We start from the raw sequence: 19,679 nt of genomic DNA, 5'->3' as shown, positions 1-19,679 counted from the left end.
CCCCTTGTGGGGAGGGTTGGGAGGGGTCTTTTATCGAGCCCCCCACACCCCACTCACACCCCCCGCCGATTCCCCCACAACAGCACATGCAGCTGCGGCAACACCCGGGCCTCGAACCACCGGTCCTCGGTCACCTTCCCGACCAGCCACAACATCCGCTCCATGATCCCATCGATATCGATCCTGGCATCGTCGTCATCGGCGGGCGGCGGCGTGTGGTTGCCCGGCTGCAGATAGACCGGGAGGTCCGGATACCGCGCGGAAGCCTCCCGCGCGTAGCGATAATCCCGCTCGTCGAACACCACGATCTTCAGCGCGACATCGGGCCCGCCGGCGGCGCTTGCCAGACAATCCTCGAAAAGCGCCCAGTCCGTCTCCATGCCGCTCGACGGCGGCTTCGGGCTCAGCACCAGCGTATCGAGATCGGCAAACCAGTCTTTCGCGACGCTGCCCTGCGTTTCCAGCGCGAAGCGATAGCCTTCGGCGTGTCCGCGTTCGATCAGCGGGCCGAGCGGCTGGATGGCCGGATTGCCGCCGGAAAGCGACACGGTGAGCGGCCGCCCGCCCGAGAGCGAAAGGACCTCGGCCCAGATCTCCTCCACCGTCATCGGCGTCCATTGATCGCGATATTCGCTGTCGACGGCATGCAGCGTATCGCACCACGAACAGCGGTAATCGCAGCCGCCGGTGCGCACGAACACCGTGGGCAACCCGATCAGCACGCCCTCCCCCTGGATCGTCGGCCCGAAGATCTCGCTGACGCGAATTCGGCGGTCGGCGCTCATGGCCGATACTCCGCCCAGGTCTTCGGCGTCTCGCTGACCCGCACGGCCGAGGTCTCCGGCAGGATCGCCTTGCACCAGTCATGGAAGTGCCTGGCGAGATATTCGGAAGTCACCCTGTTATGACCGAGCACCTCGTTCAGATGCCGGTGGTCGAAACGCTCGTCGATATAGCGCTTCAGCGGGGCAAGCTCGTGATAATCGCGCACGAAGCCGTCGGCGTTGAGCTCTGAAGCCGCCAGTTCGACGACGACGATATAGTTGTGCCCATGCAGCCGCGCGCACTGGTGATCGGCGGGCAGATGCGAGAGCTGATGCGAGGCGGAGAAGTGGAATTCCTTGGTGATGCGGAACACGGGGTTACACCTCCGTGGCCGAGAAGCCCGAGGTCGCCGACTTCCAGAAATCGGCGTCCTCGTAATCCGTCGGGTCCTCGACGCCTGCGAGATCAAACGCCTCGCGCCGCTCGACGCAGGTACCGCAGCGCCCGCAATGGCGCGCCCCGCCCTTGTAGCACGACCAGGTCTCTTTGAACGGCGTGCGGTGCTTCGCGCCATCGGTGACGATATCGGCCTTGGTGGCGTTGACGTAGGGCGCCTGCAGCCTGACGCTGGCATAACCGTCGAGCGCCGCATCCTGCATGGCCTGAAACGCGTCGATGAAGCCGGGGCGGCAATCGGGATAGATGAAGTGGTCGCCGCCATGCACGGCAACGGCCACGGCATCCGCCTTCTGCGCGGCGGCAAGCCCGAAGGCGATGGCGAGCATGATGGCGTTGCGGTTCGGAACCACGGTCGCCTTCATCGTTTCCTCGGCATAGTGGCCGTCGGGCACGTCGATATCGTCGGTCAGCGCCGAGCCGGTGAGATGGCTGCCGATCGGCCTGATATCGATGATCTGATGCGGCACCCCGAGCCTGATGGCGCAGGCGGCGGCATAGTCGAGTTCCTTGCGGTGACGCTGGCCGTAGTCGAAGGAGAGCAGGCCGATGAGTTGCTGTTCGCCGGCGACCCTGTGCGCAAGCGAAACGGAGTCCAATCCGCCGGAGCAGATGACGATGGTCTTCATGATGTTTGATCCCTTGTTTTGACCGGGTGGGCTGCGACCGGATGGGCGGGTTCTAGGCCAAAGAGACCGCATTGTGAAGAACCAATCGAAACCCCATATTTAATGGGTAGAGCAGCACGACTACCTGAGAGCGTGGCTTTTGAAATCGTCTCGGTTAAGGTGCGGCTATTCGATTCGGGTTTTGGGGAGATATTTCATGGTTTTGGGCGGCTTCGACATCGTGGTCATCGCACTGGTGGTCTTCGTCATCCTGGTGCTCTTCGCCGGCATCAAGACGGTTCCGCAGGGTTATCAGTACACGGTCGAGCGCTTCGGCCGCTACACCCGCACGCTGGGGCCGGGTCTCAACATCATCACCCCCTTCATCGAGCGCGTCGGCGCGCGCATGAACGTCATGGAACAGGTGCTCGACGTCCCCACGCAGGAAGTCATCACCCGCGACAACGCCTCCGTCTCGGCCGATGCCGTCGCCTTCTACCAGATCCTCAACGCCGCCCAGGCGGCCTATCAGGTCGCCAACCTCGAAAACGCCATCCTCAACCTGACCATGACCAACATCCGCTCGGTCATGGGCTCGATGGACCTCGACGAGTTGCTCTCCAACCGCGACGCCATCAACGACCGCCTGCTGCGCGTCGTCGATGATGCTGTCCAGCCGTGGGGCATCAAGGTCACCCGCGTCGAGATCAAGGACATCCAGCCGCCGCGCGACCTCGTCGACGCCATGGCCCGCCAGATGAAGGCCGAGCGCGAGAAGCGCGCCCAGGTGCTGGAGGCCGAAGGCTCGAGGAACGCGCAGATCCTGCGCGCCGAGGGCTCCAAGCAGTCCGCCATCCTGCAGGCCGAAGGACAGCGCGAAGCCGCCTTCCGCAACGCCGAGGCGCGCGAGCGCCTGGCCGAGGCCGAAGCCAAGGCCACCAAGATGGTCTCCGAAGCGATCGCCGCCGGCGACGTGCAGGCGATCAACTACTTCGTGGCGCAGAAATACACCGAGGCGCTGACCGCGATCGGCTCCGGCAACAATTCCAAGGTCGTGCTGATGCCGATCGAGGCGTCGGCCATCCTGGGGTCGCTGAGCGGCATCGGCGCCATCGCCAAGGAGGTCTTCGGCGGCGGCGACAACCCGCCGGCAGCCCCCGCGCCGCGCCAGGTCCAGGCCCCGCGCACCACGCCGCAGGTCAACCCCTTCAACCAGAATCCGGAGCGCTGATCGATGCTGTCGGCCATCACATCGGAACTTGGGCCCTGGAGCTGGTGGGTCGTCGGCCTCGTGCTGCTCGCCGCCGAGATGCTGGTGCCCGGCTTCTTCCTCGTCTGGATCGGTCTGGCGGCGGTCGCCGTCGGCGCGCTCTCGCTGCTCTTCTGGGACAGCGCCTTTTGGGTCTGGCAGTTGCAGGCGATCCTGTTCGCCGCCTTCGCCGTCGCCGCCACCTTCATCGGCCGCAAGCTGACGCGCGATCACGGCAACACTGACGAACCCTTCCTCAACCAGCGCGGCGCCAGCCTCGTCGGCCGCACCGCGACCCTTGCCGAGCCGATCACCGAGGGTCGTGGCCGCATCAAGCTCGACGACACGCAATGGAAGGTGAGCGGCCCGGACCTGCCGGTCGGCGCACGCGTCAAGGTCATATCAAGCAACGGCCGCGACCTGACGGTCGAGGAAGCCTGAGAACTCAGCTCTCAAGGCCGCATCGAGCGGGATGGATCAGGCGGGGCTCAGGCCACGCCGATCCGCAAAAGATCGTGGAAATGAATGAGCCCGACCGGCCTGTTGTCGTCGTCGACGACGATGAGAGCGCCGATGCTGTGCTTGTTGAGCAATGCCAGCGCCGCGGTCGCCAGCACATTCGGCTTCACCGTCTTCGGCGCCCGCGTCATGATATCGTCGACCACGAGCTCCGACAGGTTGCGCGACAGGTTGCGCGCCATGTCGCCCTCGGTGACGATACCGCAGAGCCGGCCGTCCTCGTCGAGAATGCCGACGCAGCCGAAATGCTTGCGCGATAGCGTCGAGATCGCCTCGGGCAGCGGCGTGCCCTTGGCAACCAGCGGCACGCGCTCGCCGGTATGCATGACGTCGGCGACGTGGCTCAAGGCAGCGCCGAGCTTGCCGCCGGGATGGAACACATGGAAATCACGCGCGGTAAAGCCGCGCGCCTCGAGCAGCGCGATCGCCAGCGCATCGCCCATGGCTAGCTGCATCATCGTCGAGCTGGTCGGGGCCAGCCCGTGCGGGCAGGCTTCCTCGACATTCGGCATCAACAGCACGACATCGGACGCCTTGCCGAGCGACGAGTCGGGCGCGCAGGTCATGGAGATCAAGGGTATGGAGAAGCGACGTGTATAGGCGATGATGTTGCGCAGCTCGACGCTCTCGCCACCCTTCGACAGCGCCAGCACCGCATCCCCGCGTCCAACCATGCCGAGATCGCCGTGATTGGCCTCGGCGGCGTGCATGAAGAAGGCGGGCGTTCCCGTCGATGCCAGCGTCGCGGCGATCTTGACGCCGATATGGCCGCTCTTGCCGACGCCGGTGACGATCACCCGTCCCGATATCGCGCCGATGGTCTCGACCGCCTGCAGGAATGGCGCGGCGAGATCGCCGTCGAAAGCCTGTTCGAGGGTGGCCAGCGCCTGTCTTTCCGTCCCAAGCGTGCGCCTGGCCGAATCGATCACGCCGTTGTCGATGAGATTTACCGCTCGCTTGATCATCGCCCTCCGTTAGCCGCTTTCGCGCATCCTGTCCACCATGGCGGCGGATTGCGCACAGGCGGCGGCCGATTGGCAACGAATGGTTAACCACGAGGCTTTACGTTCGGGTAACCACTTCGAAGCATGCCGAGCGCTAGTACATGGGCCATTGGAGACATACGAGCAGTCTGACGCCGCTCCGCGCGGCGGGCGTTGCCGTGTCGGTGGTTCTGGCCGGTCATGCGCTCACCGCCCCGGCTTCGGCGCTCGCCCAGTCGGCACGCGCTTCCGCATCGCCCTATCCGCTCGGCCAGTCGGCCTATATCGCCACCCCGGATGCGACGGGCGACCAGCCGGATGACGGCACGGCCATACCGGGCGCTGCGACATCCCCCGACGACCCCGCCAATGCCGGCGCGGCAACAGCCAGCGGCACCGGCACCGCCGCGCGGCAGGCCCTGTCGGGCGACCAGACGAGCGACGAGACCACCGGCTCGATCCTTGACGAAGACATGATGCGGCTGAACACACGCGAGGCCCCGTTCGATGAACGACGGCAGCGCAAGCCCGATGTCGATCTCTCGACCGAGGAAACGCCGGGCATCCGCATCGGCACCTTCGTGTTGCGCCCGACCGTCACCCAGAGCATCAACACCGAGACGCAGAAGGACGGCGACACCAGGGAAACCCGCGCCTTCCTCGAAACCGACATGAAGACGACGCTGACATCGGACTGGGCGCTGCACCAGTTGCTGATATCAAGCGAGGGCGCGTGGCAGAAGAACGTCAGCGGCGAGGGCGCGGAGCAGCCGGACTTCCGGATCAACGGCGAACTGAGGCTAGATCTGCCGCAGGAAACCACCGCCCGACTGACGGGTGGCTACCGCTTCTATCGCGAGGACACCAACGACCCGAACGCCATTCAGGATGCCGACCAGCAGTCGGATGTGCAGGAACTCAGTCTCGGCGCGTCGATACAGCGCGACTTCGGCATCCTGCGCGGCACCACCGGCATCGACCTGACGCGGACGATCTATTCCGACGCAACGCTCTCGGACGGCACGCTCGTGTCGCTCAGCGACCGCGACCAGACCGCGGGCACCCTGCGCGGCCGCATCGGCTACGAACTGTCCCCCGCCCTCATCCCCTTCATCGAAGGCAATGTCGGCAAGACGGTCTACGACCAGACGACCGATGCATCGGGCTATCAGCGGTCCGGCGATTCCTATGGGGCAAAGGCGGGCGTCGAGGTCGACCTCGGCGAGAAGCTGCGCGGTGAAGTTGGCATCGGCTACGAGATCGCCACGTTCGACGACGACAGGCTGTCCGATATCGACGCAACCGTGCTCGATGCCAGCGTCCGCTGGTCGCCGCTGCGCGGCACGGATGTCGATTTCGGCCTGCAGACGAGCCTGCAGCCATCCACCACGCCGGGCGTGTCGGGCTATGTCTCCCGCGCCATGACGACGGCGGTCACGCATCAGCTGCGCGACAATCTCGTCGGAACCTTCCTGGGCGGCATAACCTTGCGTGACTATCCGTCGGATAGCACGATCAGCGACGAAACGGTCTATACGACCAGCGCCGGCCTGACCTGGAACATCAACCGGTATCTCGATCTGACGAGCACCATCGGCTACGAACTGACCTCCAGAAAGACGGGCGCCGACTCGCAGCAATGGCGAGCCGGCGTCGGTCTGAAGCTTAAACGCTGATAGCGAGCGGGAAAACCGCGCCGCGGCCTTCCCTTTTTTCGCCTGATATCAGAGACCCTTGAGCAGGTCCTTGAAGCCGTCGATCACGGTCGGGCGGATATCCGCGCGCTCGAGCGCGAAGGCGACGTTGGCGAGGATGAAGCCATCCTTGGCGCCGCAGTCATAGGTCGTGCCCTTGAAGTGGTAGCCGGCGAAATCCTGGTCCTTGAGCAGCTTCAGCATGCCGTCGGTGAGCTGGATCTCGTTGCCCGCGCCGCGTTCCTGGGTTTCCAGGATCTTGAACACCTCGGGCTGCAGGATGTAGCGGCCGTTGATGAAGAAGTTCGACGGCGCCGTGCCCTTGGCGGGCTTTTCGACCATGCCGGTGATGCGGAAGCCGTCACCGATCGCGTCGCCGACGCCGACGATGCCATACTTGTGGGCCTGGTCCGGCGCGCATTCCTCGACGGCGATGATGTTGCCGCCGCTCTGGCCGTAAAGGTCGATCATGCCCTTCATGCAGCCCTTGCCTTCGCTCTTCATGATCATGTCGGGAAGAAGCAGCGCGAAGGGTTCGTTGCCGATGATCTCGCGGGCGCACCATACGGCGTGACCGAGACCGAGCGGCTCCTGCTGGCGGGTGAAGCTGACGGTGCCGGCCTTGGGAAGCTGGCCCGCGAGCAGCGTGATCTCGGCGTTCTTGCTACGCTCGCGCAGCGTCTGCTCAAGTTCGAAATGGATGTCGAAATAGTCTTCGATGATGTGCTTGTTACGGCCCGTCACGAACACGAAATGTTCGATCCCGGCTTCCAGCGCTTCGTCCACCACATACTGAATGATCGGCTTGTCGACCACGGTCAGCATTTCCTTCGGAACGGCCTTGGTGGCCGGAAGGAAGCGCGTGCCGAGACCGGCGACCGGGAATACAGCTTTGCGAACTTTTTTATGCTCTGCCACACAGGCCTCCTGCGATGATTCTAACGCTTGAAATATAACGCGATTTTGATCGGATTAGATGAGATTTGCTACGGTTTTGCAAATAGTGACTGGGTTCGTGCGTCATGGTAAAGAATTTGTTGACTCCGTTCGGGTAGTCTCAGGTCCGAGCGGAAACTTCGCGCTCTGCTGTGCCTGAAACGAAAGGACGGATGACCGCCGATGACTCAAAATCACAAAATCTCCCTTCGTGGTCTTGCATTCGCATTTATGATGACCGCATCCGCCAGTCTGGCGCCGGTAAACGCCATGGCCGACCAGCGGTTCCAGAAGTGGATCGCGGACTTTTATCAAACTGCCGCTCAAAATGGCATCAGCAAGGCAACTTATCGTAAAGCTTTCGCCGGCGTCACCGCACCCGACCCGTCGGTGCTGGAAAAGGCTGCCTATCAGCCTGAATTCACGACGAAAATCTGGGATTACGTGGATTCTCGCGTAAATCCCTATACCGTCCAGATCGGCCGCAAGATGATGGCCAAGCACGCCTCTACGTTGAATTGGATCGAGCGCAACTTCGGCGTCGACAAGACGATTCTGCTTGCGATCTGGTCGATGGAATCGAATTACGGCGCCGTTCTCGAGAAGGACGACAGGCTGCATTACGTGCCCCGCGCGCTCGCCACCCTCGGCTATGCCGACCAGAAGCGCTCCAGGTTCGCGGAGAAGCAACTGATCGCCGCGCTGAAGATCCTGCAGAACGGCGACATCTCGCCCGACGGCATGACCGGCTCCTGGGCCGGCGCCATGGGCCACACGCAGTTCATCCCCACCAGCTACCTGCTTTACGCCATCGACGCCGACGGCAACGGCCACCGCGATATCTGGAACTCGATTCCAGACGCGCTGGCGACCTCCGCCAATCTCCTGAAGAAGAACGGCTGGGACACCGGCAAGACCTGGGGCTACGAGGTCCAGGTGCCGGCGAGCGCGGCAAAGTACGTCGGCAAGACCATGACGCTGTCGCAATGGGCGGCACTCGGCCTGAAGCGCCCGAGTGGCATGGGCTTCAGGGATGGCGGCGGCAAGGCGGTCTTGAAGATGCCCGCCGGCAATGACGGCCCGGGCTTCCTGATGACCAGCAACTTCTTCACCATCAAGAAGTACAATTCCTCCGACAGCTATGCCATCGCCGTCGGCCTGCTCGCCGACGAGATCGCCGGCTATGGCGGCATGAAGCAGCGCTGGCCGCGTCCCGATGGCACGCTCGACGTCAAGGAGAAGTTCGAGCTGCAGACCCGGCTGAAGGCGCTCGGCTATTACGACGGCGAGGTCGACGGCAATTTCGGCAGCGGCTCCAAGGCCGCGATATCGGCCGTCCAGGGCCGGATGGGCATGCAGGCGGATGGCGAACCCTCGCTGCCGCTTCTGAACGCGCTGCGCAAGTAGCACCTCGCGTCGCGATCAAAAACACGCGCACCGCGCTTTGGGGTGTGGACGCCCGTCCCGCTCCATGAGAAAATAAGCGTCGATGCGAGGCGGCCGACATGCGTAAACGAGTAGACAGGACAATGACCGCCGGCGGCGTTAGCGGCATGCTGCGCTGGGGTGCGCTCAGCGCGGCGGTGCTGGTCTTTTCGACCGCCGTTCTGCCGCCCGTTTCGGCCGAGGCGCAGGAACAGCGCTATTATCAGCGCCGCTCGCTTCTCGATTTGTTCCTGGGCCGCCGCTATATCGACGAGGCCCCGCAGGCGCCCGGCCAGTATGCGCCGCAGCGCGCCGTCCCGCCACGCAAGAAGAAGGCGCCGCCGAAGGCCGCCGTCTCCGCTCCGCGCCCCGCGCCGGTGATCGCGCCGGAAGAGAAGGTCGTCCAGAAGCTCGACAACGCCCAGAAGATCATGGTCGTCGGTGACTTCCTGGCCGGCGGCCTCGGCTCCGGCATGGACGCCGCTTTCAAGGATTCGCCCGGCATCCTCATCGAGACGCACAGCAATGTCGCCTCCGGCCTGGTGCGCGACGACTACTACGACTGGCCGACGCAGCTGACGAAATTCCTGGACGAGGCCAAGCCCGCCATGGTCGTCGTCATGCTCGGCGCCAACGACCGCCAGCAGATGGTGACCGATGCCGGCAAGGAGAAGTTCCGCACCGATGCCTGGTACGCGGAATACCAGCGCCGCGTGCTGGCCTTCGGCAAGGCGGTGACATCGAGAAAGATCCCGCTGCTCTGGGTCGGCCTGCCCGCCTTCGATTCGCCCGCGATGATGGCGGACGCGGTGCAGATGAACCAGGTCTACCGCAAGCAGGTGGAATCGATCGGCGGCGAATTCGTCGATATCTGGGACGGTTTCGTCAGCGAAAGCGGTGATTTCATCGTCACCGGCTCCGACATCAACGGCCAGCAGGTGCGCCTGCGCGCCGCCGACGGTATCAACATGACCGAAGCCGGCCGCCGCAAGATCGCCTTCTATGTCGAAAAGCCGGCCCGCCGCATCCTCGGCACCCAGGCAAGCCCCGATCTCGTGCGCCTCGACAACAGCAGCGCGCCGGCGCTCGACCTGTCGGCGAACCCGGCCGATCACACCGACCCGATCGCCCTCTCCGACCCCAACCTCGACGGCGGCACGGCACTGCTCGGCGGCGCCGCACTCCCCGTGAGCACCACGAAGTCGCCGCGCGACAAGCTTGTGCAGGACGGCGAGATGGCCAAGCCGCCGGCCGGCCGCGTCGACGACTACAGCCGCCCCGTGGCCAAATCGGCCGCCGAGGTCTCGGTCAAGTAGAAACGGGCGTGCGCACGCACGGCCTTTGTCTCAACTCGGAACATCCGCGCCCAGCGGCAGGCTCCCACGGGCATAGCGAGCAGGCGGCACGCCCGCATATCGCGAGAAGGCGACGCTGAACGCGCTTGCCGAGCCATACCCCACGCGCTCCGCCACCTCTTCCATCCCGAGATCCCGGCCGCGCAACAGCTGCTTTGCCAGCGCCATGCGCCAGGCCAGCAGATATTCCATCGGCGGCAGGCCGACGACACGACTGAAACGGGCGAAGAACGCCGATCGGGAGAGTGACGCTTCGGCAGCGAGATCCGCCACGGTCCATGGACGGGCCGGCTTTTCATGCAGGGCGCGAAGCGCCGTCGCCAGCCGTTCATCCGCCAGACCACGGCTGAGCCCGGCCGCGCCTGTCGGCTGCGTGCCGGATCTGAGCGCCTCGATCAGCAACACCTCCAGCAGCCGTTCGATCACCAGCTCGCGCCCCGGCCGCCGCTCGCGCGTCTCCTCGCCGACCAATTGTATCAGCGTGGCAAGACGTGGCTGGTCGCGAACGATGACCACGTCGGGCAGAAGCGAAACCAGGAGCGCCGCATCCGGCGAACCGAAACTGCAATGCCCGATCCGCATGCGCAAATCCGGCGGCCCGTCGACACGACCGGCGCGGAAGCGTCCATCGCCCATCTGGATTGGAACGGCTGATGACAATTCGCCTGGTGCGTCGATGCTCTCATTGACCAGATCGCGCATGGCCGGCACCAGCACGAAGTCGCCGGCCTCGAGTATGAACGGCGGCTGCTCCCCGAACGCCACGCGGCAGCGCCCCTCGAGAATGGCGCAATAGAAGGGCTCGCCGGTGGCCTCTCGATGGATTCTCCAGGCGCCGGCGCATTCCACCAGCTTCGAGAAGCGTGCGGCGGGCTGTAGCAGGGTGACGATTTCGGCAAGAGGATCAACGGCCACGATCAGGACTATCTCTAAAGAAATAAAGACTTCAACCTATATCAAGTCTTGAACGCGGTCACTACCCTGCGATCATCCCTTTTCAATTGGAGACGCAGATGCCCACGATACTGATCACCGGTTGCTCGTCCGGTTTTGGCCTGGAGACCGCGAAACTCTTTCTTGAACGCGGCTGGGACGTGATCGCCACGATGCGCAATCCCGATCCGGACCTGCTGCCGCTGTCCGAACGCCTGCGCGTTCTGTCGCTCGACGTCACCGACCCCGCAAGCATAGCGCAGGCCGTGGCGGCGGCGGGTCGGATCGACGTTCTGGTCAACAATGCCGGCTTCGGAGCACCCTCACCCATCGAGCTGACGGCACCGGAGACCGTGCGGTCTCTTTTCGAGACGAACACGATCGGCACCTTGTCGATGGTCCAGGCTGTCCTGCCGCAGATGCGCCGGCGCCGGGCGGGCGTCGTGATCAACGTCACGTCCACGGTGACGGTCAAGACGCTGCCTGTCATCGGCGTCTATCGAGCGAGCAAGGCCGCGGTGAACGCGCTGACGGAATCGCTCGCGGTCGAGATGGAACCCTTCGGCGTGCGGGTGCATATCGTCCTGCCGGGCCGCTCGCCAACCACGCGCTTCGGTCAGAACGCGCGTCCGCATTTCCGTGGCCTTGACGATGCGGACTACGCGCCGATGCTCCAGCAGTTCATCAACAGCGTGCAGGACGACACCGGGCCCGTGACCCATGCCTCAGACGTCGCCGAGGCCATCTGGCACGCCGCAACCGATCCATCCGCGCCGCTGCGCATTCCAGCCGGCGCCGATGCCGAACTCTGGATGTCCGAGGCGGCCCTTTAGACTAACTGAGCAAGAAACGCGGGGCCGCGTCAGGCGGCCCCGCGCCAACATCGATCGCGTCGGCTAGCTCCGCTGCAGCGCCAGATGCGCGCCGAGACCGATCAGTATTCCGCCGCCCGCACGCTGCACCAGCCGCTGCGCCGATCCGGAGCGCTTCAGCCTGGAGACGACGGCGCCCGCCAGCATGACGCAGACGATATCGGCCGACGAGAAGATGAGATTGACGATCGTCCCGAGCAGCACGAATTGCAGCCACACCGGAAAGCTCGCGGCAGGATCGATGAATTGCGGCAGGAAGGCCAGAAAGAAGATCGCCGTCTTCGGGTTCAGCACCTCGATCGAGATGCTCTCGACAAAGGCGCGCCGACCGGACCTGGGATCGAGGGCGGCAAGCGTCGGCTCGCCCTGAGGCTTCGCGCGAAACAGCGATATGCCGAGATAAACCAGATAGGCCGCGCCGGCGAGCTTGACCGCCATGTAGAGCACCGGCACGGCGTGAAAGATGATCGACAGGCCCGCCGCCGCCGCGATCACATGCACATAGCAGCCGATATGGATCCCAAGCGTCGCCATGAACCCCGCGCGCCGTCCGCGTGCCAGCGTCTGGGCAGCGGCGTAGAGCATGGCCGGCCCCGGAATATAGGCAAACAAGGCGGTTGTGACGAAGAAGGTGATCAGCAGTTCGGTGGATGGCATGTGGCGTTGTCCCTTGCCGGCGTGGCCCCGCGACGCGATGGCGCGCACAGCATGGATCGCCATAACGCGCTTGACCATGCCGCAGGCATTTCATGCTATCGCTCGCGCAACCCGATAAAAAAGCTCGGGGCCGCGCAAGGCGGCCCCGAGCCAAAGATCGATCGAACGTGCCGTCCGCTCAGCGCGGCAGAACCGTCGAGCCCATCAGCGCCTCGTCGATGGCGCGCGCCGCCTGGCGTCCCTCGCGGATCGCCCAGACGACCAGCGACTGGCCGCGGCGCACGTCGCCCGCCGTCCAGAACTTGTCGACCGAGGTCTTGTAGTCGCGGTCGTTGGCAACGACGTTGGTCGAGCCGCGGCGGTCGGTGTTCAGCGTCAGCTTGCCCTCGAGTTCCTTGAGCACGCTCGTGGTGAACGGGCCGCTGAAGCCGATGGCGATGAAGGCGAGATCGGCCTTGATGATGAACTCCGTGCCGGCGATCGGCTTGCGGCGTTCGTCGACTTCGCAGCACTTGACGCCGGTCAGGACGCCGTCTTCACCGATGAATTCGAGCGTCGCCACCTGGAATTCGCGCACGGCGCCTTCAGCCTGGCTGGAGGAGGTGCGCATCTTGGTCGCCCAGAACGGCCAGACGGCGAGCTTGTCTTCCTTCTCCGGCGGCTGCGGGCGGATGTCGAGCTGGGTGACCTTCACGGCCCCCTGGCGGAACGCCGTGCCGACGCAGTCCGATGCGGTATCACCACCGCCGACGACGACGACATGCTTGGCGCCAGCGAGGATAGGGTCGGACGCCCAGCCGACGCTGTCGATGTTTTCGCGGCCGACGCGCTTGTTCTGCTGCACCAGATAAGGCATCGCATCGTGGACGCCGGCAAGGTCGAAGCCCGGAATGCCGGCTTCGCGCGGCGTTTCCGAACCGCCGCAGTAGAGCACCGCGTCGTGATCGGCGATCAGCTGCTCGACCTTCAGATCGACGCCGACATTGACGCCGCAATGGAAGGTCACGCCTTCGCCCGAAATCTGCTCGACGCGGCGATCGATGAAGTTCTTCTCCATCTTGAAGTCGGGAATACCGTAGCGCAGCAGGCCGCCGGGCTTGGATTCGCGCTCATAGACATGCACCTCGTGACCGGCGCGGCCGAGCTGCTGGGCAGCCGCCATGCCGGCGGGACCCGAACCGATGATCGCAACCTTCTTGCCGGTGCGAACGGCGGCCGGCTGCGGCCGGATGAAGCCGAGCTCATAGGCCTTGTCGGCGATCGCCTGCTCGACGGTCTTGATGGCGACCGGCGCATCCTCGAGGTTCAGCGTGCAGGCTTCCTCGCAGGGCGCGGGGCAGACGCGGCCGGTGAATTCGGGGAAGTTGTTGGTCGAATGCAGGTTCTGGATCGCCGCTTCCCAGTTGTTGTTGTAGACCAGATCGTTCCAGTCGGGGATCTGGTTGTGCACGGGACAACCGGTCGGGCCATGGCAATAGGGAATGCCACAGTCCATGCAGCGCGCGGCCTGTTTCTGCACTTCCGGGTCCGACATCGGGATCGTGAATTCGCGGAAATGCCGGATACGATCCGACGCCGGCTGATACTTCGCCACCTGCCGGTCGATTTCCAGAAACCCTGTTACCTTACCCATGCTGCTGTCTTCCCTTACACTCATGACCGCCTCTTTCGTTCAGCGCAGCCAGTTTTCAACCTTTAATCCCGGCACGCGGGAGAATTCTCGTACATTCGCCGTGACCATGACCGCATCCAGCGTCAAAGCATGCGACGCGATCCAAAGATCGTTAGGCCCGATAGGCGTACCCTTCTTCTTCAAGTCCGCCCGGAGCCATCCGTATCGACGCCAAACCGCCTCTTCCAGGGGCATCACCCTGATCGACCGCAGAATTGCGTCCATGTTTCCGCGCAACTTTTTGGACTGCTTCCACTCCAGCCCGAATTCGACTTCTCCAGCAACGATGACGCTGGTCACGACATTTTCCATGCCGCACCGTTCTATGTTCTGCTTGACCCGCCCTTGCGGGTTGCTCGAAAGATCCGAAAGCGTGTTAGTGTCGAGAAGGTAAATCATTAGAGGTCGATTTCGTCGAGCGGCAGAAGATCACTGTCATCGATCTCAAACATCTCATCTTCTCCAAGCGGCTCCAAAGTCGCCAGAACCTCTAACAAAGTCTTTTTCTTAACCGGATGAACAAGCAGATCGCCATTTTCATCCATTCTTATCTCCACCTGGTCGGCGTCGAACTCGAACTCCTTCGGAATGCGGATTGCTCTGCTACGACCGTTGTTAAAGACCTGTGCGATCCTGACAGCACTGGAATGCTCGTTCATCGGTGCCTCCGTTGCGTGATATGACAAAAGCATATCACACAACCAATCAAACTCCAATCACTCCGCGGCGATCCCCATCCGGCTGCGCTCCATTTCCTCGAGCGCGCGGCGGTATTCGACCGGCATGACCTTGCGGAACTTCGGACGATACTCCGCCCAGTGGTCCAGGATCTGCTTGGCACGGGTCGATTCCGTGTAGTGCAGGTGGTTGGAGATCAGCTGGTAGAGGCGTTCCTCGTCGTGGCGGGTCATGTCGCCGGACACGTCGACGCGGCCCTTGTGCGCGAGATCGCCACCATGGTGATGCAGCTTCTCCATCAGGTCGTCCTCTTCCGGAACCGGCTCGAGCTCGACCATCGCCATGTTGCAGCGCTTGGCGAAATCGCCGCTCTCGTCGAGAACATAGGCGACGCCGCCCGACATGCCGGCCGCGAAGTTGCGGCCCGTCTCGCCGAGCACGACCACCACGCCACCCGTCATGTACTCGCAGCCGTGGTCGCCCACGCCTTCGACGATGGCGATGGCGCCGGAGTTGCGCACCGCGAAACGCTCGCCCGCCACACCGCGGAAGTAGCACTCGCCCTCGGTCGCGCCGTAGAGCACGGTGTTGCCGACGATGATCGAGTCCTCGGCGACGATCTTCGAGTTCTCCGGCGGACGCACGATGATCTTGCCGCCAGAAAGGCCCTTGCCGACATAGTCGTTGCCGTCGCCGATCAGCTTGAAGGTCACGCCGCGCGCCAGGAACGCGCCGAACGACTGTCCGGCCGTGCCGCGAAGCGTCACATTGATCGTGTCTTCCTTCAGGCCGCGATGGTTGTAGCGCTTGGCGACTTCGCCCGACAGCATCGCGCCGGCCGAACGGTCGACGTTCTTGATGCCGACTTCGAAGCTGACAGGCGTCTTCGACGCGAGCGCCGGCTCGGCTTCCGCGATCAGCTTGCGGTCGAGAATGTCGTCGATCGGGTGCTTCTGGCGCGTCGTCCAGTAGGTAGCTTCCTTCGGCGCCTCGACCTTGTGGAAGATGCGGCTGAAGTCGAGACCCTTGGACTTCCAGTGCGCCAGCATCTCGTCCTTCTCCAGCAGCTCCGAAGCGCCGATGATCTCATCGAGCTTGGTGAAGCCGAGCGAGGCCAGGATTTCGCGCACTTCGTTGGCGACGAAGAAGAAGTAGTTGACGACGTGCTCCGGCGTGCCCTTGAAGCGCTTGCGCAGAACCGGGTCCTGCGTGGCGACGCCGACGGGGCAGGTGTTCAGATGGCACTTGCGCATCATGATGCAGCCGGCGGCGATCAGCGGCGCGGTCGCGAAGCCGAACTCGTCGGCGCCGAGAAGCGCACCGATGATGACGTCGCGGCCGGTCTTCAGGCCACCATCCACCTGCAGCGCGATGCGCGAACGAAGGCCGTTCAGCACCAGCGTCTGCTGTGTCTCGGCAAGGCCGATTTCCCACGGAGAACCCGCATGCTTCAGCGAGGTCAGCGGCGATGCGCCGGTGCCGCCGTCGAAGCCGGAGACCGTGATATGGTCGGCGCGCGCCTTGGCGACGCCGGCGGCAACCGTGCCGACGCCGACTTCCGAGACGAGCTTGACCGAGACATCGGACGTCGGGTTGACGTTCTTCAGGTCGTAGATCAGCTGCGCCAGATCCTCGATCGAATAGATGTCGTGGTGCGGCGGCGGCGAGATCAGGCCGACGCCCGGTGTCGAGTGACGGGTCTTGGCGACCGTCGCGTCGACCTTGTGGCCGGGCAGCTGGCCGCCTTCGCCGGGCTTAGCGCCCTGCGCGACCTTGATCTGCAGCATGTCGGCGTTGACGAGATATTCCGTCGTCACACCGAAGCGTCCCGACGCGATCTGCTTGATCGCCGAGCGTTCCGGGTTGGATGAACCGTCGGGCAGCGGCATGTAGCGGTCGCTCTCTTCGCCGCCTTCGCCGGTGTTGGACTTGCCGCCGATCTTGTTCATCGCGATCGCCAGCGTCGTATGCGCCTCGCGGCTGATGGAGCCGAACGACATGGCGCCCGTCGAGAAACGCTTGACGATCTCGGCGGCCGGCTCGACCTCGTCGACGGAAACCGGCTTGCGGCCGAGCTGCTCGGCGCTCTTGATGTTGAACAGGCCACGGATCGTGTTCATGCGCAGCGCCGATGTGTTCACCATCTCGGCGAACTCGCGGTAGCGGTCCTCGGCATTGCCGCGAACGGCATGCTGCAGCGTGGCCACCGCATCCGGTGTCCAGGCATGGCTTTCGCCGCGCATGCGGTAGGCATATTCGCCGCCGATATCGAGTGTGGTGGCAAGCAGCGGATCCTTGCCGAAGGCCGCCGTGTGGCGGGCAACGGTCTCTTCGGCGATCGCCTCGAGATCGACGCCTTCGATCATCGTCGCGGTGCCGAAGAAATACTTGTCGACCAGTTCCTGCTGCAGTCCGATCGCATCGAAGATCTGGCCGCCGCAATAGGACTGATAGGTCGAGATGCCCATCTTCGACATGACCTTGAGGATGCCCTTGCCGACAGCCTTGATGTAGCGGTAGACGACCTCGGACGCGTCCACTTCCTTCGGGAATTCGCCGCGCATGTGCATGTCGGTGAGCGTGTCGAAGGCCAGATACGGGTTGATCGCTTCGGCGCCATAGCCCGCGAGCAGGCAGAAGTGGTGCACTTCACGCGGCTCGCCGGTCTCTACGACGAGACCGACGGAGGTGCGCAGGCCCTTGCGGATCAGGTGATGGTGCACGGCGGCGGTCGCCAGCAGCGCCGGGATGGCGATGCGGTCCGGCCCGATCTGGCGGTCGGAAAGCACGATGATGTTGTAGCCGCCCTTGACGGCCGCTTCGGCGCGCTCGCAGAGACGGTCGAGCATGTCGGGCATGCCTTCGGCGCCGCGCTCCACGTCATAGGTGAAGTCGAGCGTCTTGGTGTCGAAACGGTCTTCCGTGTGGCCGATCGAGCGGATCTTTTCGAGATCGCCATTGGTAAGGATCGGCTGACGCACTTCCAGCCGCTTGGCGTTGGCCGCGCCCTCGTGGTCAAGGATGTTGGGACGCGGGCCGATGAAGGACACCAGGCTCATGACCAGCTCTTCGCGGATCGGATCGATCGGCGGGTTGGTGACCTGCGCGAAGTTCTGCTTGAAATAGGTGTAGAGCAGCTTGGACTTTTCCGACATGGCCGAGATCGGCGTATCGGTACCCATCGAGCCCACGGCTTCCTGGCCCGTCGTCGCCATCGGCGACATCAGGATTCGGGTGTCTTCGGTGGTATAGCCGAAGGCCTGCTGACGGTTGAGCAGCGACACGTCGCGACGCAGCGCGCGCGGCTCCACCGGCTTCAGTTCCTCGAGGATCAGCTGCGTGCGATCGAGCCACTTGCCGTAGGGATGCTTGGTCGCAAGCTCGGTCTTCAGCTCCTCGTCGGAGACGATCTTGCCCTTCTCCATGTCGATCAGGAGCATCTTGCCCGGCTGCAGGCGCCACTTCTTGACGATGTCTTCTTCAGCGACCGGCAGCGTACCGGCTTCCGAGGCCAGGATGACGCGATCGTCTGACGTGACGAGATAGCGGGCCGGACGCAGGCCGTTACGGTCGAGCGTCGCGCCGATCTGCTTGCCATCGGTGAAGGCAACGGCGGCGGGGCCGTCCCACGGCTCCATCAGGGCAGCATGGTATTCGTAGAACGCCTTGCGTTCCTTCGACATCGACTGGTTGCCGGCCCAGGCTTCCGGGATCAGCATCATCACGGCATGCGCCATGGAATAGCCGCCGCGCACGAGGAACTCGAGCGCGTTGTCGAAGCAGGCCGTGTCCGACTGCCCCTCGTAGGAGATCGGCCAGAGCTTGGAGATATCCTCGCCGAAGAGCGGAGACGACACCGAAGCCTGGCGCGCCGCCATCCAGTTGACGTTGGAGCGCAGCGTGTTGATTTCGCCGTTGTGGGCGACCATGCGGTAGGGGTGCGCCAGCTTCCAGGACGGGAAGGTGTTGGTGGAGAAGCGCTGGTGCACGAGCGCCACCGCGCTCTCGAAGCGCGGGTCCGACAGATCCTTGTAATAGGCGCCGACCTGATAGGCCAGGAACATGCCCTTGTAGACGATCGTCGAGGACGACAGCGACACCGGATAGAAATGGCTCTCCTCGCCTTCGAACTCGTCGTAGATGCGGTTGGAGATCACCTTGCGCAGCGTGAACAGCCGGCGCTCGAATTCATCGGTGGTCGCGGCACCGGCGCCGGCGCCGATGAAGATCTGACAGTGATGCGGTTCGGTGGCGGCGATATCGGGCGCCTTCGACAGCGACGAGTTGTCGACAGGCACGTCGCGGAAGCCGATGAGAACCTGCCCCTCCTCGGAGATGACGTCCTGCATCACCTTCTTGAAGTGCGCGATCTGCTGTTCGTCGCGCGGCATGAAGATGTGGCCGACGCCATATTCGCCAGCCTTCGGCAGGGTGATGCCCTGCTTGGCCATTTCCTCGCGGAAGAAGCGATCGGGAATCTGCACGAGAATGCCCGCGCCGTCGCCCATCAGCGGGTCGGCGCCGACAGCGCCGCGGTGCGTCAGGTTTTCGAGAATGAAGAGACCGTCCTTGACGATCTGGTGCGACTTCTGACCCTTCATATGCGCGACGAAACCGACGCCGCAGGCGTCATGTTCGTTGCGCGGGTCGTACAGGCCCTGCTTACCCGGGAGACCGGCGGCGAACTTACGCGTATCGGCCACCGCGCGCATGTCTGCGGCCGCGAACTGGTCGATGTCAGTGGATGGCGTGTTCTTCGTCATCGTTTTGCCTCCTGTCAGAGCCCGCGACTGTGCGGGCGGCTCTTCGTCGCGCACCGCCCCTGATCTTAGGTTCGGCGCATGACAGCGCTGTTGCATTATCGAAGATCCGGTCGC

17 protein-coding genes are annotated in these 19,679 nt (G+C 63.9%); 6 read left to right on the top strand and 11 right to left on the bottom strand.

Annotated features, from left to right (window positions below; all coding sequences use genetic code 11):
* Window positions 1–53: 53 nt before the first annotated feature.
* Genes queE through queC form a run of 3 tightly spaced genes read right to left on the bottom strand, consistent with a single transcriptional unit; the run spans window position 54 to window position 1,850 of the window.
* A complete protein-coding gene (gene queE / locus GGQ67_RS11955) occupies window positions 54–785 on the bottom strand; it encodes a 7-carboxy-7-deazaguanine synthase QueE (protein WP_183900390.1) in 732 nt (243 codons plus the stop codon).
* Window positions 782–1,138, bottom strand: a complete 357-nt coding sequence (queD, locus tag GGQ67_RS11950; RefSeq protein ID WP_183900389.1) for a 6-carboxytetrahydropterin synthase QueD — start codon at window positions 1,136–1,138, stop codon at window positions 782–784. The genes queE and queD overlap by 4 nt, the downstream gene beginning before the upstream one ends.
* Window positions 1,139–1,142: 4 nt before the next feature.
* Window positions 1,143–1,850 (bottom strand): 7-cyano-7-deazaguanine synthase QueC, encoded by a 708-nt coding sequence (gene queC, locus GGQ67_RS11945; RefSeq protein WP_183900388.1) that lies wholly within the window; start codon window positions 1,848–1,850, stop codon window positions 1,143–1,145.
* Between the two features lie 196 nt (window positions 1,851–2,046).
* Here queC and GGQ67_RS11940 point away from each other — a divergent pair, with 196 nt between their 5' ends.
* Both GGQ67_RS11940 and GGQ67_RS11935 read left to right on the top strand, forming a co-directional pair.
* A complete protein-coding gene (locus GGQ67_RS11940) occupies window positions 2,047–3,060 on the top strand; it encodes an SPFH domain-containing protein (protein ID WP_183900387.1) in 1,014 nt (337 codons plus the stop codon).
* Between the two features lie 3 nt (window positions 3,061–3,063).
* A complete protein-coding gene (locus tag GGQ67_RS11935) occupies window positions 3,064–3,519 on the top strand; it encodes an NfeD family protein (protein WP_183900386.1) in 456 nt (151 codons plus the stop codon).
* A gap of 47 nt (window positions 3,520–3,566) precedes the next feature.
* On the opposite strand, the gene GGQ67_RS11930 is transcribed toward GGQ67_RS11935, so the two are convergent.
* Window positions 3,567–4,562: a KpsF/GutQ family sugar-phosphate isomerase gene (locus tag GGQ67_RS11930; RefSeq protein WP_183900385.1), complete on the bottom strand. Its 996-nt coding sequence runs from the start codon at window positions 4,560–4,562 to the stop codon at window positions 3,567–3,569.
* 140 nt (window positions 4,563–4,702) lie between these two features.
* On the opposite strand from GGQ67_RS11930, the gene GGQ67_RS11925 reads away from it, so the two are divergent.
* Window positions 4,703–6,256, top strand: coding sequence for an outer membrane beta-barrel protein (locus tag GGQ67_RS11925; protein WP_183900384.1), 1,554 nt, complete (start codon window positions 4,703–4,705; stop codon window positions 6,254–6,256).
* A gap of 48 nt (window positions 6,257–6,304) precedes the next feature.
* Here GGQ67_RS11925 and galU read toward each other — a convergent pair whose 3' ends face one another.
* Complete coding sequence (gene galU / locus GGQ67_RS11920) at window positions 6,305–7,192, bottom strand: UTP--glucose-1-phosphate uridylyltransferase GalU (protein ID WP_183900383.1); 888 nt, start codon at window positions 7,190–7,192, stop codon at window positions 6,305–6,307.
* A gap of 201 nt (window positions 7,193–7,393) precedes the next feature.
* Between galU and GGQ67_RS11915 the strand changes: the two genes are divergently transcribed.
* Window positions 7,394–8,617 (top strand): lytic murein transglycosylase, encoded by a 1,224-nt coding sequence (locus tag GGQ67_RS11915; RefSeq protein WP_183900382.1) that lies wholly within the window; start codon window positions 7,394–7,396, stop codon window positions 8,615–8,617.
* A gap of 98 nt (window positions 8,618–8,715) precedes the next feature.
* Window positions 8,716–9,951, top strand: coding sequence for an SGNH/GDSL hydrolase family protein (locus GGQ67_RS11910; protein WP_183900381.1), 1,236 nt, complete (start codon window positions 8,716–8,718; stop codon window positions 9,949–9,951).
* A 30-nt stretch (window positions 9,952–9,981) separates the two neighbouring features.
* Here GGQ67_RS11910 and GGQ67_RS11905 read toward each other — a convergent pair whose 3' ends face one another.
* Complete coding sequence (locus GGQ67_RS11905; protein ID WP_183900380.1) at window positions 9,982–10,905, bottom strand: cupin domain-containing protein; 924 nt, start codon at window positions 10,903–10,905, stop codon at window positions 9,982–9,984.
* 98 nt (window positions 10,906–11,003) lie between these two features.
* On the opposite strand from GGQ67_RS11905, the gene GGQ67_RS11900 reads away from it, so the two are divergent.
* A complete protein-coding gene (locus tag GGQ67_RS11900) occupies window positions 11,004–11,756 on the top strand; it encodes an SDR family oxidoreductase (RefSeq protein WP_183900379.1) in 753 nt (250 codons plus the stop codon).
* A gap of 63 nt (window positions 11,757–11,819) precedes the next feature.
* On the opposite strand, the gene GGQ67_RS11895 is transcribed toward GGQ67_RS11900, so the two are convergent.
* From GGQ67_RS11895 to gltB, 5 genes are all read right to left on the bottom strand, one after another.
* Window positions 11,820–12,452 carry a LysE family translocator gene (locus tag GGQ67_RS11895; RefSeq protein ID WP_183900517.1) on the bottom strand — a complete coding sequence of 211 codons (633 nt, stop codon included), beginning with the start codon at window positions 12,450–12,452 and terminating at the stop codon, window positions 11,820–11,822.
* Window positions 12,453–12,630: 178 nt separating this feature from the next.
* Complete coding sequence (locus GGQ67_RS11890) at window positions 12,631–14,085, bottom strand: glutamate synthase subunit beta (RefSeq protein ID WP_183900516.1); 1,455 nt, start codon at window positions 14,083–14,085, stop codon at window positions 12,631–12,633.
* 39 nt (window positions 14,086–14,124) lie between these two features.
* Window positions 14,125–14,523 (bottom strand): type II toxin-antitoxin system VapC family toxin, encoded by a 399-nt coding sequence (locus tag GGQ67_RS11885; RefSeq protein ID WP_183900378.1) that lies wholly within the window; start codon window positions 14,521–14,523, stop codon window positions 14,125–14,127.
* Window positions 14,523–14,783: an antitoxin gene (locus GGQ67_RS11880; protein ID WP_183900377.1), complete on the bottom strand. Its 261-nt coding sequence runs from the start codon at window positions 14,781–14,783 to the stop codon at window positions 14,523–14,525. Before GGQ67_RS11880 ends, GGQ67_RS11885 begins: the two co-directional genes overlap by 1 nt.
* A gap of 57 nt (window positions 14,784–14,840) precedes the next feature.
* The gene (gene gltB, locus GGQ67_RS11875; RefSeq protein ID WP_183900376.1) at window positions 14,841–19,565 is read right to left on the bottom strand and encodes a glutamate synthase large subunit; all 4,725 of its coding nucleotides are present in this window, start codon (window positions 19,563–19,565) and stop codon (window positions 14,841–14,843) included.
* Between the last annotated feature and the right edge of the window lie 114 nt (window positions 19,566–19,679).

This window comes from Rhizobium metallidurans, assembly GCF_014196505.1.
Classification (GTDB): Bacteria; Pseudomonadota; Alphaproteobacteria; order Rhizobiales; family Rhizobiaceae; genus Rhizobium; species Rhizobium metallidurans.
This window is presented reverse-complemented; position numbering and strand designations above follow the sequence as displayed.

Bases quoted from the DNA above. Each gene is read 5' to 3' on its own strand.
- queE (WP_183900390.1), bottom strand. From the start codon at position 785: ATGAGCGCCGACCGCCGAATTCGCGTCAGCGAGATCTTCGGGCCGACG.
- queC (WP_183900388.1), bottom strand. From the start codon at position 1,850: ATGAAGACCATCGTCATCTGCTCCGGCGGATTGGACTCCGTTTCGCTT.
- GGQ67_RS11940 (WP_183900387.1), top strand. From the start codon at position 2,047: ATGGTTTTGGGCGGCTTCGACATCGTGGTCATCGCACTGGTGGTCTTC.
- GGQ67_RS11935 (WP_183900386.1), top strand. From the start codon at position 3,064: ATGCTGTCGGCCATCACATCGGAACTTGGGCCCTGGAGCTGGTGGGTC.
- GGQ67_RS11930 (WP_183900385.1), bottom strand. From the start codon at position 4,562: ATGATCAAGCGAGCGGTAAATCTCATCGACAACGGCGTGATCGATTCG.
- GGQ67_RS11925 (WP_183900384.1), top strand. From the start codon at position 4,703: ATGGGCCATTGGAGACATACGAGCAGTCTGACGCCGCTCCGCGCGGCG.
- GGQ67_RS11915 (WP_183900382.1), top strand. From the start codon at position 7,394: ATGACTCAAAATCACAAAATCTCCCTTCGTGGTCTTGCATTCGCATTT.
- GGQ67_RS11910 (WP_183900381.1), top strand. From the start codon at position 8,716: ATGCGTAAACGAGTAGACAGGACAATGACCGCCGGCGGCGTTAGCGGC.
- GGQ67_RS11900 (WP_183900379.1), top strand. From the start codon at position 11,004: ATGCCCACGATACTGATCACCGGTTGCTCGTCCGGTTTTGGCCTGGAG.
- GGQ67_RS11895 (WP_183900517.1), bottom strand. From the start codon at position 12,452: ATGCCATCCACCGAACTGCTGATCACCTTCTTCGTCACAACCGCCTTG.
- GGQ67_RS11890 (WP_183900516.1), bottom strand. From the start codon at position 14,085: ATGGGTAAGGTAACAGGGTTTCTGGAAATCGACCGGCAGGTGGCGAAG.
- GGQ67_RS11885 (WP_183900378.1), bottom strand. From the start codon at position 14,523: ATGATTTACCTTCTCGACACTAACACGCTTTCGGATCTTTCGAGCAAC.
- GGQ67_RS11880 (WP_183900377.1), bottom strand. From the start codon at position 14,783: ATGAACGAGCATTCCAGTGCTGTCAGGATCGCACAGGTCTTTAACAAC.
- gltB (WP_183900376.1), bottom strand. From the start codon at position 19,565: ATGACGAAGAACACGCCATCCACTGACATCGACCAGTTCGCGGCCGCA.